General features: G+C 57.2%; 13 protein-coding genes. 11 read left to right on the top strand and 2 right to left on the bottom strand.

The window, feature by feature from the left end; all coding sequences use genetic code 11:
* Positions 1 to 3 precede the first annotated feature (3 nt).
* From BCV73_RS33405 to BCV73_RS33415, 3 genes are all read left to right on the top strand, one after another.
* On the top strand, positions 4 to 1,503 hold the full coding sequence (locus BCV73_RS33405) for a DHA2 family efflux MFS transporter permease subunit (protein ID WP_256993083.1): 1,500 nt from the start codon (positions 4 to 6) through the stop codon (positions 1,501 to 1,503).
* 29 nt (positions 1,504 to 1,532) lie between these two features.
* Positions 1,533 to 2,615: an LLM class flavin-dependent oxidoreductase gene (locus tag BCV73_RS33410; protein WP_076174959.1), complete on the top strand. Its 1,083-nt coding sequence runs from the start codon at positions 1,533 to 1,535 to the stop codon at positions 2,613 to 2,615.
* Positions 2,616 to 2,798: 183 nt separating this feature from the next.
* On the top strand, positions 2,799 to 3,194 hold the full coding sequence (locus BCV73_RS33415; protein ID WP_256993084.1) for a DUF1801 domain-containing protein: 396 nt from the start codon (positions 2,799 to 2,801) through the stop codon (positions 3,192 to 3,194).
* A 70-nt stretch (positions 3,195 to 3,264) separates the two neighbouring features.
* Here the strand turns inward: BCV73_RS33415 and BCV73_RS33420 are convergent, their stop codons facing one another.
* The gene (locus BCV73_RS33420) at positions 3,265 to 4,002 is read right to left on the bottom strand and encodes an alpha/beta fold hydrolase (protein WP_089549941.1); all 738 of its coding nucleotides are present in this window, start codon (positions 4,000 to 4,002) and stop codon (positions 3,265 to 3,267) included.
* A 346-nt stretch (positions 4,003 to 4,348) separates the two neighbouring features.
* Here BCV73_RS33420 and BCV73_RS33425 point away from each other — a divergent pair, with 346 nt between their 5' ends.
* The 6 genes from BCV73_RS33425 to tsaD all read left to right on the top strand — a co-directional run bounded on the left by BCV73_RS33425 (position 4,349) and on the right by tsaD (position 8,544).
* Complete coding sequence (locus BCV73_RS33425; protein ID WP_256993190.1) at positions 4,349 to 4,837, top strand: DUF2269 domain-containing protein; 489 nt, start codon at positions 4,349 to 4,351, stop codon at positions 4,835 to 4,837.
* A 190-nt stretch (positions 4,838 to 5,027) separates the two neighbouring features.
* A complete protein-coding gene (locus tag BCV73_RS33430) occupies positions 5,028 to 5,579 on the top strand; it encodes a nucleotidyltransferase family protein (protein ID WP_076174951.1) in 552 nt (183 codons plus the stop codon).
* A gap of 114 nt (positions 5,580 to 5,693) precedes the next feature.
* Positions 5,694 to 6,188 (top strand): tRNA (adenosine(37)-N6)-threonylcarbamoyltransferase complex ATPase subunit type 1 TsaE, encoded by a 495-nt coding sequence (tsaE, locus tag BCV73_RS33435; protein WP_481855826.1) that lies wholly within the window; start codon positions 5,694 to 5,696, stop codon positions 6,186 to 6,188.
* Entirely contained in the window at positions 6,185 to 6,961 is a 777-nt protein-coding gene (gene tsaB / locus BCV73_RS33440) for a tRNA (adenosine(37)-N6)-threonylcarbamoyltransferase complex dimerization subunit type 1 TsaB (RefSeq protein WP_089549943.1), read from the top strand. Before tsaE ends, tsaB begins: the two co-directional genes overlap by 4 nt.
* Positions 6,962 to 6,980: 19 nt before the next feature.
* Positions 6,981 to 7,481 carry a ribosomal protein S18-alanine N-acetyltransferase gene (gene rimI / locus BCV73_RS33445; RefSeq protein WP_089549944.1) on the top strand — a complete coding sequence of 167 codons (501 nt, stop codon included), beginning with the start codon at positions 6,981 to 6,983 and terminating at the stop codon, positions 7,479 to 7,481.
* A 16-nt stretch (positions 7,482 to 7,497) separates the two neighbouring features.
* Positions 7,498 to 8,544, top strand: coding sequence for a tRNA (adenosine(37)-N6)-threonylcarbamoyltransferase complex transferase subunit TsaD (gene tsaD, locus BCV73_RS33450; RefSeq protein WP_089549945.1), 1,047 nt, complete (start codon positions 7,498 to 7,500; stop codon positions 8,542 to 8,544).
* A gap of 631 nt (positions 8,545 to 9,175) precedes the next feature.
* Here tsaD and BCV73_RS33455 read toward each other — a convergent pair.
* Complete coding sequence (locus tag BCV73_RS33455; RefSeq protein ID WP_089549946.1) at positions 9,176 to 11,140, bottom strand: ABC-F family ATP-binding cassette domain-containing protein; 1,965 nt, start codon at positions 11,138 to 11,140, stop codon at positions 9,176 to 9,178.
* Positions 11,141 to 11,332: 192 nt separating this feature from the next.
* On the opposite strand from BCV73_RS33455, the gene BCV73_RS33460 reads away from it, so the two are divergent.
* Positions 11,333 to 11,959 carry a 5-formyltetrahydrofolate cyclo-ligase gene (locus BCV73_RS33460; protein ID WP_256993086.1) on the top strand — a complete coding sequence of 209 codons (627 nt, stop codon included), beginning with the start codon at positions 11,333 to 11,335 and terminating at the stop codon, positions 11,957 to 11,959.
* Positions 11,940 to 12,413 carry a cyclic pyranopterin monophosphate synthase MoaC gene (gene moaC, locus BCV73_RS33465; protein ID WP_076174931.1) on the top strand — a complete coding sequence of 158 codons (474 nt, stop codon included), beginning with the start codon at positions 11,940 to 11,942 and terminating at the stop codon, positions 12,411 to 12,413. Before BCV73_RS33460 ends, moaC begins: the two co-directional genes overlap by 20 nt.
* Positions 12,414 to 12,470: the final 57 nt, after the last annotated feature.

Raw genomic sequence — 12,470 nt, forward strand, 5'->3', positions numbered from 1 at the left:
GAATTGTCAGTCACGATGAATGCTGCCGCGGCAAAGGCCGAAGAAGGGCAGGGCAGTCTGCCGTTTTGGCCGGTTCTGCTCACCCTGTTCTGCGGTTCCTTTGTGGGCATGTACCCCATGGTTTCCTTAAACGTTTCGCTGCCCGGCTTTATCGGCATCTTTCACACCGGCCTCGGGACGGTGCAGTGGATCATTACGGGCTTTACGCTGGCCTTCGGCATGATTGCTCCCGTCAGCGGCTATCTCTCCAGCCGTTTCGGCGGCAGGCGGATGTTTCTGCTGTCGCTGGCCGGAATCACCGTCAGTTCCGTGATGTGTTCCCTGTCCTGGAATATTCATGCGCTGATTTTCTTCCGCATCTTGCAGGGCTTATGGTGCGGACTGATTCAGCCCGTGTCCCTGGCCATGATTTATCAGACGCTGCCGCGAGGAAGACAGCCTCTAGCGGTCAGCGTCTGGTCGTTTTCGACGGTGCTTGGCACGGCGGTGGGCCCCTCGGTTAGCGGGTGGCTTCAGCAGCACGACTGGCACCTGATTTTTCTCGTGACGCTGCCGGCCGGCATTCTGGCCTGGTTGGCGGGCCGTATCCTGCTCCCGAAGGACGTTCGGGGTCCGCAAAAGCGTCTGGATGCCGCCGGACTCCTGCTGGCCACTGTGGGCAGCCTTGCCATTCTGCTGCTGTTCGGCAATCTGCACGCCTGGGGCATGACGTCGGCCTGGACGTGGGGCTGCCTCCTGATCGGCGGCGCTTGCACCGCTCTTTTCATCCGGCTCGAGCTGCGCGCGAAGGAGCCGCTGCTGAACCTCAGGCTGTTCGGCAATTTCACGTTCGCCGCGAGCCTCGGTGTATCGCTGATCCTGTCCTTTGCCCTCTACTCCGGCGTATACTTTGTCCCGCTGTTCCTGGAAGAAGTTCAAGGGCTGTCGTCTTTTCAAGTCGGGCTGCTCTTTCTTCCCGCGGCCGCGTGTCTGACCTTGGCCACGTTCCTGTCAGGTAAAGGATACCGCACATTTGGGCCGGCAGCGCTGATTGCCCTGGGCAGCCTGATCCTGCTGGTGACGACTTTTCGTTTCAGCCGGCTCGGCACGGAAACGACGCTCGTCTCCGTCATGATCTGGCTGGCGATCCGCAACGTCGGTACGGGGCTGTCACTGACACCGGCGACCAGCGCGGCGATGGCGGCGGTTCCGCAGTCCGAATCGGGCCATGCGTCGGCCCTGATCAACTGGCTGCGGCAGCTATTCAGCGCGGGAGCGCTCGGCATGTTTACGTCGGTGTTTTATGCGCGGATGAGCGTGCACGAGTCCCATCTGCACGCTAACTATGCGGCGCAGGGCACGGAGTGGATACGCCGCGAGGCATATACGCGGAGCATCGACGATGCGTTTTTGTTCGCGAGCGCGCTGGTGGCGCTGGCCATTCCGCTGGCGCTCCTTCTGCGCAAACGGAAGGAAGCGGCAGGTGCCGGACCACGCCTGGAGCAGCCGACCGAACTTAACTGATTTTGAATGGATAGGAGGCCAGATTCCATATGAAAGTGGCTGTATTTAGCCTTATGATGAATCTTCCCAATGCAGTAACAGGGGAGTCCTTGACCGCGCAGCAAAAGTTCCACAACGTCATCTCGCAGGCGGTCCTCGCCGAGACGCTCGGCTTTGACGCTTACGGTGTGGGAGAACGGCACGGAGCTCCCTTCCTGTCCTCGGCGCCGCCCGTGGTGCTGACCGCCATCGCATCCCGCACGACCCGCATCCGCCTGCTGACGACGGTGACCGTGCTGAGCGTGCTGGATCCGGTGCGGGTGGCTGAGGATTATGCCACACTGGACCATTTGTCCGGCGGCCGGCTGGAGATGATCATCGGCAAAGGAAACGACCCCCGGCATTATCCGCTGTTCGGCATTACGGAGGAAGAGCAGTGGGATTCGATGGAAGAGCGGTACAGGCTGCTGAAACAATTGTGGACTGAAGAAAACGTCACTTGGGAAGGAAAGTACCGGCCGCCGCTGCGGGAAGTGACGACGTTCCCCCGTCCATATCAGGCCTCCATTCCGGTTTGGCACGGCAGCGCCTCAAGTACGCGCTCGACCGAGCTGGCGGCCAAGTTCGGGGAGCCGATTTTTTCCTCCAACGCCTTCCATCCGCAGGCCAAGTATAAAGCGCTGATCGATCATTACCGCGAACGTCTTGCCTATTACGGCCATGATCCCGCCAAAGCGGTCGTCGGCGCGGGCTCCGGGAGCCTGTACTTGGGAAATACGACCGAGGAAGCGATCCGGCGGTACCGGCCGTATTATACGGCCTTCAGCGCAACGGAATCGGCAAAGCATAACCAATCGCCTTTTCACAGCCTGGAGGATCAGATCGAGAACGGCCCGGCGCTGATCGGCAGCCCTGAAAAGGTCATCGAGAAAATAATGAATTACCATGAGGCGTTTGGCCATACGGTGCTGAGCATCGGCGTGGATGGGTTGACCGAGTCGGAGCAGCAAGAGCAGCTGCAGCGGTTCGCGGAGGAAGTGCTGCCGGTACTCAGGCGCGAAATTCCGAGTCGGGTATGGGAGAGCGGACCGGTGCTGGCCGGGGAAGAGACAGCGGTTTTGTCCGAATCTTGAGCGGGTTGATCGGCAGTCCATAGACCCCGGGAAAAGAGATAGAAAAAAGTGCGTGAGGTGATTACGCACTTTTTTTATTTTGATATTCAGTTGGTCATCACAAAGATCGGACGGAGGCAGGACATACGGTATGTCGCAGCGAATGTAGTGCACCAAAATCATCGGAAGTCAGGAGTGATAACCGTGCCAAAGCCGTCCAGCGAGCATGTGGAGAATTTTCTGAAACAGCTGGATCATCCGCTTAAGCCTGAAATGGAGGAAGTTCGGAAAATCATATTGAATACGGATAAAGGGCTCTCCGAGCATATCAAGTGGAACGCCCCAAGCTTTCTCTTCCAAAATGACGACAGGGTGACCTTTAATCTGCATGGAAAAGGATTTTTCAGGCTGGTGCTGCATCGCGGGGCGAAGTCAAAAGATCCTGTCGACCTTAGGCCGTTTTTCGAACATGCGCAGGAGCTGCTGGAATGGTCTGCGCCTGACCGGGCAACGATCCGATTTACCGGTATGAATGACGTCGAGTCCAAGCGGGATGTGCTTCAGGCCGTCATCCGCAAATGGCTGGAGGTCTCCGGGTAACAAGTAAAAAAAAAGAAAGAGGGCACTCCTCTTTCAATAATTCATACAGGGGTACCCGGCAGGCTGCCCGTTACCCTGCCGCGGACACCGAGGTACCAAACTTTTGGATCAGCTGACGCAGCTCATCCGGGTGGCTCAGCATGGGCATATGGCCGGACTCAAGTCGTTCGACGCGGGCGCCCAAATTTCCGGCCATCTTGTCCTGCAGACCTGGCTTCAGCTCCTGATCCTGTCCAAGCTTGATGTACAGCGAAGGGACCTGAAGCCGGGAAGCAGCCTCTACCCGGTCCGTGTAGACCCGGATCGATTCGGGGGTAAATCGGCGGACGATTTCGTCGGCCTGCTCCTCGGTGAGATCGCTGCAGAGCCCGCGGCGGATGGCTTGTTCCGGAGGCTTGGTCCCGAACAAGCGCATCATCAGGGGCAGCAGGAGCCGCTGCCCTGAAGGGAAGGCGGACGTGAACGATCCCCCGCTTGCCGGGATCACCGCTCCGATGGCGGCAAAACCGGCGACCCGGTCCGCCATTTCGTCGGCGATGCTCAGACCGAGTACACCGCCGAGAGAATGAGTGACCAGAATGAATTTTTCCACATCCCAGCTGCGGATCTGCTCCTTTACATGTGCACAATAATCCTTTAAGGACAGCCTGCTTGTTCCTCCGTTATTCGTTCCTCTGCCCGGATAGTCCACCGTCAGGCAAGGCGCCGGCAGCTCCCCTGCCACCCTGTCCCATATTTGGGCGTCCAGTCCCGCCCCGGGAATGAATACATATCCGATTGGTTTGCGATCCTTGAGAGATTTTTCCATTTGAATCTCCTCCATGTTCATTTTTTAATGTAAAGCCGGCAGACGATGCTGTCAGCGCATTGGCAAATTTGCGGGCTGTTTGCCCTTCAACCCCATCATACCCCCACTTCACTGACAACTCCGGTCAGTGGAGATTTGTCGAATGGCCGTTTTCCTAAAATGATTGTCGATTCTGCGGCTTCCCTGATTCGTCATGTTCCGCGGCTGCTGGGGCTTGCCGCCAAATTTCACGGATTGCGTACATCGTTGTCACAGGTTTGCAATCTCCGGCCGGTAGGATAGGACTTATGGCCTGACTCCGAAAGTTGCGGGCTTGGGGAAAGGGAGGAGGACAAATGTGAAGAAAATGAGCGCACCCGCCATGAAATGGCTGAAGATCATGCATATCGTATTGGTGTCCTTGTTTTTTGGCGGCATTCTGAGCTCGGTGACCGTCAACTTTGCGCTGGGGTTAAACAGCTATGAAGATACGCTGAAATCTTATAAAGTCATCGTGCTCATCAGCGACGGTGTGATCCGGACGGGGGCCGTGGGGACGCTGGCGGTCGCCTTCGTGTACGGCTTTTTTACGCCATGGGGCTTCTTCAGGCACCGCTGGCTGGCCGTGAAATGGATTTTGTTTCTGCTGCAGACGTTCATCGGCATTTTCGTCGTGGATAAGCTGATGCTTGCCAATCTCTATTTGCTGGAGACGATGGGGCCGGAGGCGCTTGAAGACCCTGGATTTCTCCGTAACCACGGTCTCAGAAATACGTTCGTCTTCATTCAGATCGTTCTGACGCTGGTCATATTCGTCATTTCGGTCATCAAGCCGTGGAAAAAGAAACGAAAATAGTGTTCGATACGATCATTCACGCCTTACGCGCGAAATATAACCCCTGTCCCTTCAAGCACAGGGGCTTTGCTCGTTGGCAGGAAGCCCAGGGAGTCCGCTGTCGCTTTTCTCCCCCAACAGTACTTCTGTGATTCCGTGATATAATGAAGGAACACGGCGGATGAGCCGCCAAAGGGATTGGAGGATGCGTATGTCCTACGAAGAACGTTTACGGCAGTATATCCTGGAAAATGATCTTTTAATGAAAGATCTGGAACGGGTACGGGAGTTGGGGCTTCCGCAGTGCTACATCGCGGCCGGGTACGTCAGGGGGACGGTGTGGGACCGGCTGCACGGATTTACGAACCAGGCGGCCCATACCGATATTGACGTTATTTTCTATGATCCGGGAGATCTGTCGGAGGAACGCGAATGGCTGCTGGAGCAGAGGCTGATCGAACAAACCGGGAATGATAAATGGTCTGTTAAAAATCAGGCGCGCATGCATATCCGCAACGGCAATCCGCCTTACGTTTCCTCGGAGGACGCGGTCAGCTGGTGGCCGGAGACAGCGACCGCAGTCGGCGCACGCCTGGATTCCGGGAACAGGCTGGAGATCTTGGCCCCTTACGGGCTGGACGATCTGTTCGGCCTCGTCGTACGCAGAAGTCCCCGGTTTGAAGATAAAGCCTACTATATCAGCCGGGTACGGTCGAAAAACTGGAAGCGGCAGTGGCCGCAGCTGACCATCCTCGAGGATTAGGGATAAGGCTGCCCGGAACACACGGCCCCCAGTCCTTGCGGGTGTCAGGGTTGACCGATATAATTAAGGGCAAGTTGCATTCAAGGATTTGGAAGGAGAAGGTGGAATCCCATCGTGAAAAGCAATCATAACGGGAAACCGTTCATCTATTCCTCCCGCAGCCCCGAGGATACGGAGGCGCTGGCCGCATGGCTGGCAGGCGTAGCGGAGCCGGGGACCGTGATCGGCCTGGACGGCGATCTTGGGGCGGGAAAGACCGCCTTTTCGCAGGCGTTCGCCAGGCATTTTGGGGTGCAGGACGTTGTAAACAGCCCCACATTCACCATTATTAAGGAATACGAAGGGCGGCTGCCCTTTTACCATATGGATGTCTACCGGGTGTCTCTGGAGGAGGCCGAGGATCTGGGACTGGACGAGTACTTCTTCGGAAACGGCGTCAGCCTGGTCGAATGGTCGCAAATCATCGAAGAACTGCTGCCGGACCGGCATTTGCATATCTACATCGAGACTGTCGGCCTCACGGAGCGAAGCATTACGGTCCGGGGATATGGACAGCCTTATGAAGAATGGGTCGGCAGTTTGAACAGAAATGGAGTCGTATCAACATGAATAACGAGAATTCACAGCCGCTGCGGCGGTTTTTGGCGCTGGACACCTCGACGGCCTGCCTGGCGCTGGCGGTCATGGAGAACGACCGCGTGCTCCATACGATCGAGGCTTCAGGCGAGCGGAATCATTCGGTCCATCTGCTGCCTTTGATCCAGAAAGGCCTCCGGGAAGCCGGCGTGGAAGCATCCCAAGTCGACGGCGTCGCTGTGGGCGTTGGCCCGGGTTCTTATACCGGAACCCGGATTGCCGTCACGGCCGCCAAGACGCTGGCCTGGGCCTGGAACGTGCCGGTCGCCGGCATTTCCAGCCTGCATGCGCTGGCCTGGAGCGGACTGATGGCCGGCCCGGACTCACGGGCCCCAGGCGGAACGAGCTGGGTCATTCCGCTCGTGGACGCCAGAAGAGGCCAGGCGTATACGGCCTTGTTTGCGGCCGGGCAGGCGGGCATCCCGCAGCGGAAGAAGGACGATGCCATCCGGCTGATGCAGCCGTGGGTGGAGGAGCTGGAGCAGCTCCTCTTGTCGATGCCGGAGGAAGAATGGCCGGCTGCCGTCCATTTTGTCGGCGAGATCGGCAATCACCAGGAGTCGGCGCTGCGGCTGCATTCCATGCTGGGAGACCGGCTTCATCTGACTTCCTGCGATATGAAAGGGGAGCCGGTAGGAAAGCTTGGTGCGGACCGCCTCCTCCAGGGAGAGCGGGATGAGCTGCACGCCCTGGTGCCAAACTATACGCAGCTTGCCGAAGCTGAAAAGCTCCTGCGCAAGCCGTGAAGGGAGTCTTTTGACAATCATGGAGCAGGAGATCAAACAGGACGCGGAAGGATTAACTTTCCGTCCGATGACATTAGAGGATATACCCGCCGTGATGGTGATCGAGCATGACGCATTCACTCTTCCCTGGACGGAGGAAGCGTTCCGGAACGAGCTGACGCATAATCATTTTGCGCGTTATATGATGATGGAATGGAACGGGGAACCTGTCGGATATGCGGGGATGTGGACGGTCATTGACGAAGCGCATGTGACGAATATTGCTGTTCTGTCCCCGTACCGCGGCCGCAAATGGGGAGAGCGCCTGCTGCTTGAACTGATGAAGACAGCCTCGCAGCTTGGCATGAAACGGATGACACTCGAAGTCCGGGTCTCTAACCGGGTGGCGCAAAATTTATATATGAAAATGGGATTCGAGCCGGCCGGACTCCGAAAAGGGTATTATTCGGACAACCAGGAGGACGCGATGATCATGTGGGCCGAGCTGTTTCCGGACCGCAGTCAGAACGCCCGCGGCTAGGAAGGAAAGTACACAAATGAATCAAGCCAACATACAATCACAACCATGCTATATTCTGGCGGTGGAAACGAGCTGTGACGAAACGTCCGCCGCGGTGGTCAAAGACGGCAAAGAGGTGCTCAGCAACCTGATCGCCAGCCAGATCGAAACCCACAAGGCGTTCGGCGGGGTCGTGCCGGAGGTCGCTTCCCGCAAGCATGTCGAGAATATTACGCTGATGCTTCAGGAAGCGGTGCAGGCCGCGGGCATCACCCCGCAGGACTTGTCGGCCATTGCCGTCACCCAGGGCCCCGGCCTCGTCGGGGCTTTGCTTGTGGGCGTCGTCGCGGCGACCAGTCTGGCGTTTGCACTCTCGAAGCCGCTCATCGGCACGCATCATATTGCCGGCCATATTTACGCCAACAACCTAGTGGCCGACCTGAAGTACCCGTGTATGGCGCTGGTGACTTCCGGCGGGCATACGGAGCTGGTCTACCTGGAAAAGGAGGGCCACTTCGAAGTCATCGGGCGCACGAGGGATGACGCGGTCGGCGAGGCGTACGACAAAGTGGCGCGGGCGCTCGGCTTCCCGTATCCGGGCGGCCCACACGTGGACCGTCTGGCGCTGGAGTCCGAAGAAGCCATTCCGCTTCCGCGGGTCTGGCTTGAGCCGGACAGCTACGATTTCAGCTTCAGCGGCTTGAAGTCGGCGGTGCTGAACGTGGTGAACCAGCGCAAGATGCGCGGGGAGCCGGCCGCGGAGGGTGCGATTGCGCGCGGCTTCCAGGAATCCGTCGTGGAAGTGCTCGTCACGAAGTCGATCCGCGCGGTGAAGTCTTATCATGCGAAGCAGCTGCTGCTGTGCGGGGGCGTGGCGGCGAACAAGGGCCTACGGGCGGAGCTGTCCCGCCAGTGCGAGCAGGAAGGCATCGAGCTGATTATCCCGCCGTTCAAATACTGCACGGATAATGCGGCCATGATCGGTGCTGCTGCTTATTTGAAATGGAAGGAGCAGCAGTTCGCCGGTTTGGACCTGCGGGCGATGCCGCAATTTTCGCTGGAGGAATGGTCCGTCCGCGCTTGAAAGCCGAGCCGGCCGTACGTTTTCCCGATCATGAGTTCCGGCCTGAGCCGGAGGGAAATCAGTAACATAAACCTTGTGAATTATGAACAGCCTGTTGTCTCGTTGATGAGACGGCAGGCTGTTTTGCATCTTTGACGGTTATGACGGTTGTTGTCCAACGATAGGGGACGAAAAAGCCGTTATGCCGTCGAAGTTTCTTGTCATTCTGTCGGAAGAAACGGAAAATCGGCTTGGATAGGACCTACTTTGGAGCTATATCTTAGGACCTGGTCCTTGTCAAGATGTGGACAAGGTTATCCACATATTCCACCGAAATTGTGCACAACCACCTGTTTCTTAATGAAATCGCTGGTTTATAGGGGGGTGAAAATAGGGGATAGGTTTTTCACAGGTTTCCTGTGGGAACTGTGGATAATGTGGATAATTTGGTGGATAAAGATGGATATTTTACAAAGAGGCGCATTTGCTCAACAAAAAATGGCCCTTAAGGCCATCCTTTGTTGGAAGTTATGCACTTTTTTTGGGGATAAGGCTGTGAATAAGTGGAATCTTAACGTCAAAACTTTTTTTGTAAATTTGACAAAAGTTCGAACATTGGAGCTTCCGCCGGCTCCATTTGCGGAAAATCGGCTTACTCCGCGGCCAATGTTTCCCATTCGGCATAAATCGTTTCCAGCTGGTTTTTCTTTTCCTCCTGCTGCTGCTGATGCTCCTGCAGGGCGACGTAGTCCTGGTAAACCTCCGGCTTGGCCATTTCCGCCTCAAGTTCCGAAATTTCCTCTTCCAGGCTCTGGATCTGCTCCTCCAGTGCGGCAAGCCTGCGCTGACGATTTCGCTCCTCGCGTTTGGCCTGCTTGTCGGCCTCGAACGAAGATACGCCGGATTTATCGCCGTTATCGTTTGCTGCCTCCGGTTTGGAGGGGCTGTTCTTCGCTCCGGCTCCACCTACCTGTTCAAGCGCTTCTTGGCTGAGTTCCTCCAGCTCCTGCTTTTTCGCCACATAGTCGTCATAGTTGCCGAGGTAATGCTCGGTCCCTTCGGGATGAAGCTCAATAATGCGTTCGGCCATTTTGTTCAAGAAGTACCGGTCGTGCGAAATAAACAGCAGGGTGCCTTCGTAATCGATCAGAGCCGACTCCAGCACTTCCTTGCTGAAGAGATCCAAATGGTTGGTCGGCTCGTCCAGTATAAGCATATTGGCTTCCAGCAGCATCAGCTTGGCCAGCGATACTCTAGCCTTCTCGCCGCCGCTGAGCGCAGCGATTTTCTTGAGCACGTCCTCGCCGCTGAACAGGAAGTTGCCGAGTACGGTGCGAATCCGGGCCTCCTCCATGTGCGGGTAGGCGCTCCAAAGCTCCTCAAGCACGGTATTGGAAGGATTAAGGTTGGTCTGCTCCTGGTCGTAATACCCGATTTTGACCTTGGTCCCCCAGTGGATCGCTCCGGTCTGCGGCTGGCTGGTTCCGATCAGGCACTTGAGCAGGGTCGATTTGCCGATCCCGTTTGGCCCGATGAGCGCGACCGTTTCCCCGCGCCGCAGGTCGAAGGATACGTCCTTAAACAGCGCCTTCGGCGGCTGGAACGACACGGACAAGTCCCGCACCTGCAGCACTTCCTTGCCGGACATGTACTCGACCTCGAAGGAGAAGTGGGCTTTCTTCAAATCGCCGAGCGGCTTGTCCATCCGGTCCATTTTCTCGAGGGCTTTGCGCCGGCTCTGGGCCCGTTTGGTGGTCGATGCGCGGACGATGTTGCGCTGGATAAAAGCTTCCATTTTGGCGATCTCGTCCTGCTGTTTCTCATACTGCTTCATCTGGGATTCGTACTCGGCCGCCTTGAGCTCCATATACCGGCTGTAATTGCCCGTATATCGCTTGGATTGATGCCGCTCGATCTCGACGATGGTCGTCACGAGGCGGTCCAGAAAATACCGGTCATGGGATACGACCAGCAGCGATCCGGAATACGCGCGCAAATAATCCTCGAGCCAGGTCAGCGTCGCGATGTCCAGGTGGTTGGTCGGCTCGTCGAGCATGAGCAGATCCGGGGCCTGCAGCAGGATGCGCGCCAGCGCAAGCCGCGTCTTCTGCCCGCCGCTGAGCGTGGCGATCGGTGTCTCCGGTGCAAAGCTGCCAAAGCCCATGCCGTGCAGCACGCTGCGGATCCGCGTTTCCATTTCGTAGCCTCCGTGGTCCTTGAACCAATCCGAACGGGAAGCATAACGGTCCAGCAGATCCTGGTATTTCTTCGGATTATCCATGACCGCCGGATCGGCAATCTGCTGCTCCATCACCCGGAGCTCTTTTTCCGTCTCAATTAAAGTGGTGAACACATCCAGCATTTCTTCCCAAATGGTACGGTCGGATTGCAGCCCGCTGTTCTGGGCGAGATACCCGATTGTCGTTTCCTTCGATTTATAAATTTGCCCGCCGTCATAGGACATTTCCCCTGCCAAAATTTGCAGAAGGGTCGACTTGCCCGCGCCGTTGACGCCGACGAGGCCGATACGTTCCCTCTCATGAACCTGCAGGTTGATGCCTTCCAGCACGGGAGTGATACCGAATAATTTTTTGATTCCGCTCGCTTGAAGAAGCATGTGACGTTGCAACCTCCATCTATCATCTTAATAAGATCAGTTTACATGAAATACTGAGAATGCGCGACTTGCAGTGCAGGACTTCGGGACAATCTTGGCGAAAGAGAAGCAACAGTGGTAAGATAAGAGCAAATCTACGGATGCAGGACTGAAAATCGAAAGCGTCGTTGGATGCCACAGGGGGCGGCTTGGATGAAAGAAGAGAAGGCGCGTCTTCGCTTTGCCATGCGGCAGGTGCGGGATGGTCTGCCGGAAGAGGAGCGGAGACGCGCTTCCGATCAGGCCTGCCGTCATGCATCGGCGTGGATGGAAGCGGCTGGATGCCGGAGCGTGATGGTGTACGTTCCGTTCCGCAGCGAGCTGGACACGCGGCCGCTGATCGAGCGGGCCTGGCTTCGGGGCGTGGATGTGTATGTCCCGCGCTGCCATCCAGGGGATCGTTCCATGACGATTCACCGGCTGCGGCGGTGGGACGAGCTTCAGGCCGGCGCATACGGCATCCTGGAGCCGGACCCCGAGCGGGTGCAGGCCGAGCAGGACGGGATGCTGCCGGATGCGGTGCTGGTGCCCGGTCTCGCTTTCGATCTCGAAGGTGGAAGACTCGGGTACGGTGCGGGTTACTACGACAGGCTTTACGAACGATGGAGCGTTGCGGCCGGGGACGGTGCCATGCCTCTGTGGGCCGGGATCGGTTTTGCGCCGCAGGTCGTGGACCGCGTCCCCATGGACGAGAACGACGCCCGTCTTCAGGTCCTCATAACCGACCAAGGGATATACACGATGAACAAGGGGGCTGACGATGGATCTGACGCATTTTAACGAACAAGGCCGGGCCAAAATGGTAGACGTCTCGGAGAAGGACGTCACCTCGCGTACGGCGGTGGCCCGCACGACGGTCACGATGGCGCCGGAAACGCTGGCGCGCATCAAGGAAGGGCGGATCGGCAAAGGAGACGTACTCGCCGTCGCTTCCGTTGCCGGCGTCATGGCGGCGAAGAAAACGTCGGATATCATTCCGATGTGCCACCCACTGCCGCTGACAGGCATTGATATTCATTTCAGCGATAACGGAAATGATGAACTTTATATAGAAGGAACTGTGAAGACTACGGGCAAGACCGGTGTCGAAATGGAGGCGCTGACCGCCGTATCGGCTGCCGCTCTGACGGTCTACGACATGTGCAAGGCGCTGCAGAAGGATATGGTCATCGGTCCGACCCGGCTGGAATCCAAGACCGGGGGCAAGAGCGGCGACTACAGCCGCGAAGCTTGAGTATAGTCGAAGAAGGACCTGCTCGGATCAGACGGTTCACAAGGATAAGAACTTAGG

The sequence above is a fragment of the Paenibacillus sp. SSG-1 genome (assembly GCF_002224835.1).
Taxonomy (GTDB): domain Bacteria; phylum Bacillota; class Bacilli; order Paenibacillales; family Paenibacillaceae; genus Paenibacillus_AQ; species Paenibacillus_AQ favisporus.

What these genes read in the sequence shown, in the direction of transcription:
- BCV73_RS33410 (WP_076174959.1), top strand. Translation starts at nt 1,533, where the DNA reads ATGAAAGTGGCTGTATTTAGCCTTATGATGAATCTTCCCAATGCAGTA.
- BCV73_RS33420 (WP_089549941.1), bottom strand. Translation starts at nt 4,002, where the DNA reads ATGGAAAAATCTCTCAAGGATCGCAAACCAATCGGATATGTATTCATT.
- BCV73_RS33425 (WP_256993190.1), top strand. Translation starts at nt 4,349, where the DNA reads ATGAGCGCACCCGCCATGAAATGGCTGAAGATCATGCATATCGTATTG.
- BCV73_RS33430 (WP_076174951.1), top strand. Translation starts at nt 5,028, where the DNA reads ATGTCCTACGAAGAACGTTTACGGCAGTATATCCTGGAAAATGATCTT.
- tsaB (WP_089549943.1), top strand. Translation starts at nt 6,185, where the DNA reads ATGAATAACGAGAATTCACAGCCGCTGCGGCGGTTTTTGGCGCTGGAC.
- rimI (WP_089549944.1), top strand. Translation starts at nt 6,981, where the DNA reads ATGGAGCAGGAGATCAAACAGGACGCGGAAGGATTAACTTTCCGTCCG.
- tsaD (WP_089549945.1), top strand. Translation starts at nt 7,498, where the DNA reads ATGAATCAAGCCAACATACAATCACAACCATGCTATATTCTGGCGGTG.
- BCV73_RS33455 (WP_089549946.1), bottom strand. Translation starts at nt 11,140, where the DNA reads ATGCTTCTTCAAGCGAGCGGAATCAAAAAATTATTCGGTATCACTCCC.
- BCV73_RS33460 (WP_256993086.1), top strand. Translation starts at nt 11,333, where the DNA reads ATGAAAGAAGAGAAGGCGCGTCTTCGCTTTGCCATGCGGCAGGTGCGG.
- moaC (WP_076174931.1), top strand. Translation starts at nt 11,940, where the DNA reads ATGGATCTGACGCATTTTAACGAACAAGGCCGGGCCAAAATGGTAGAC.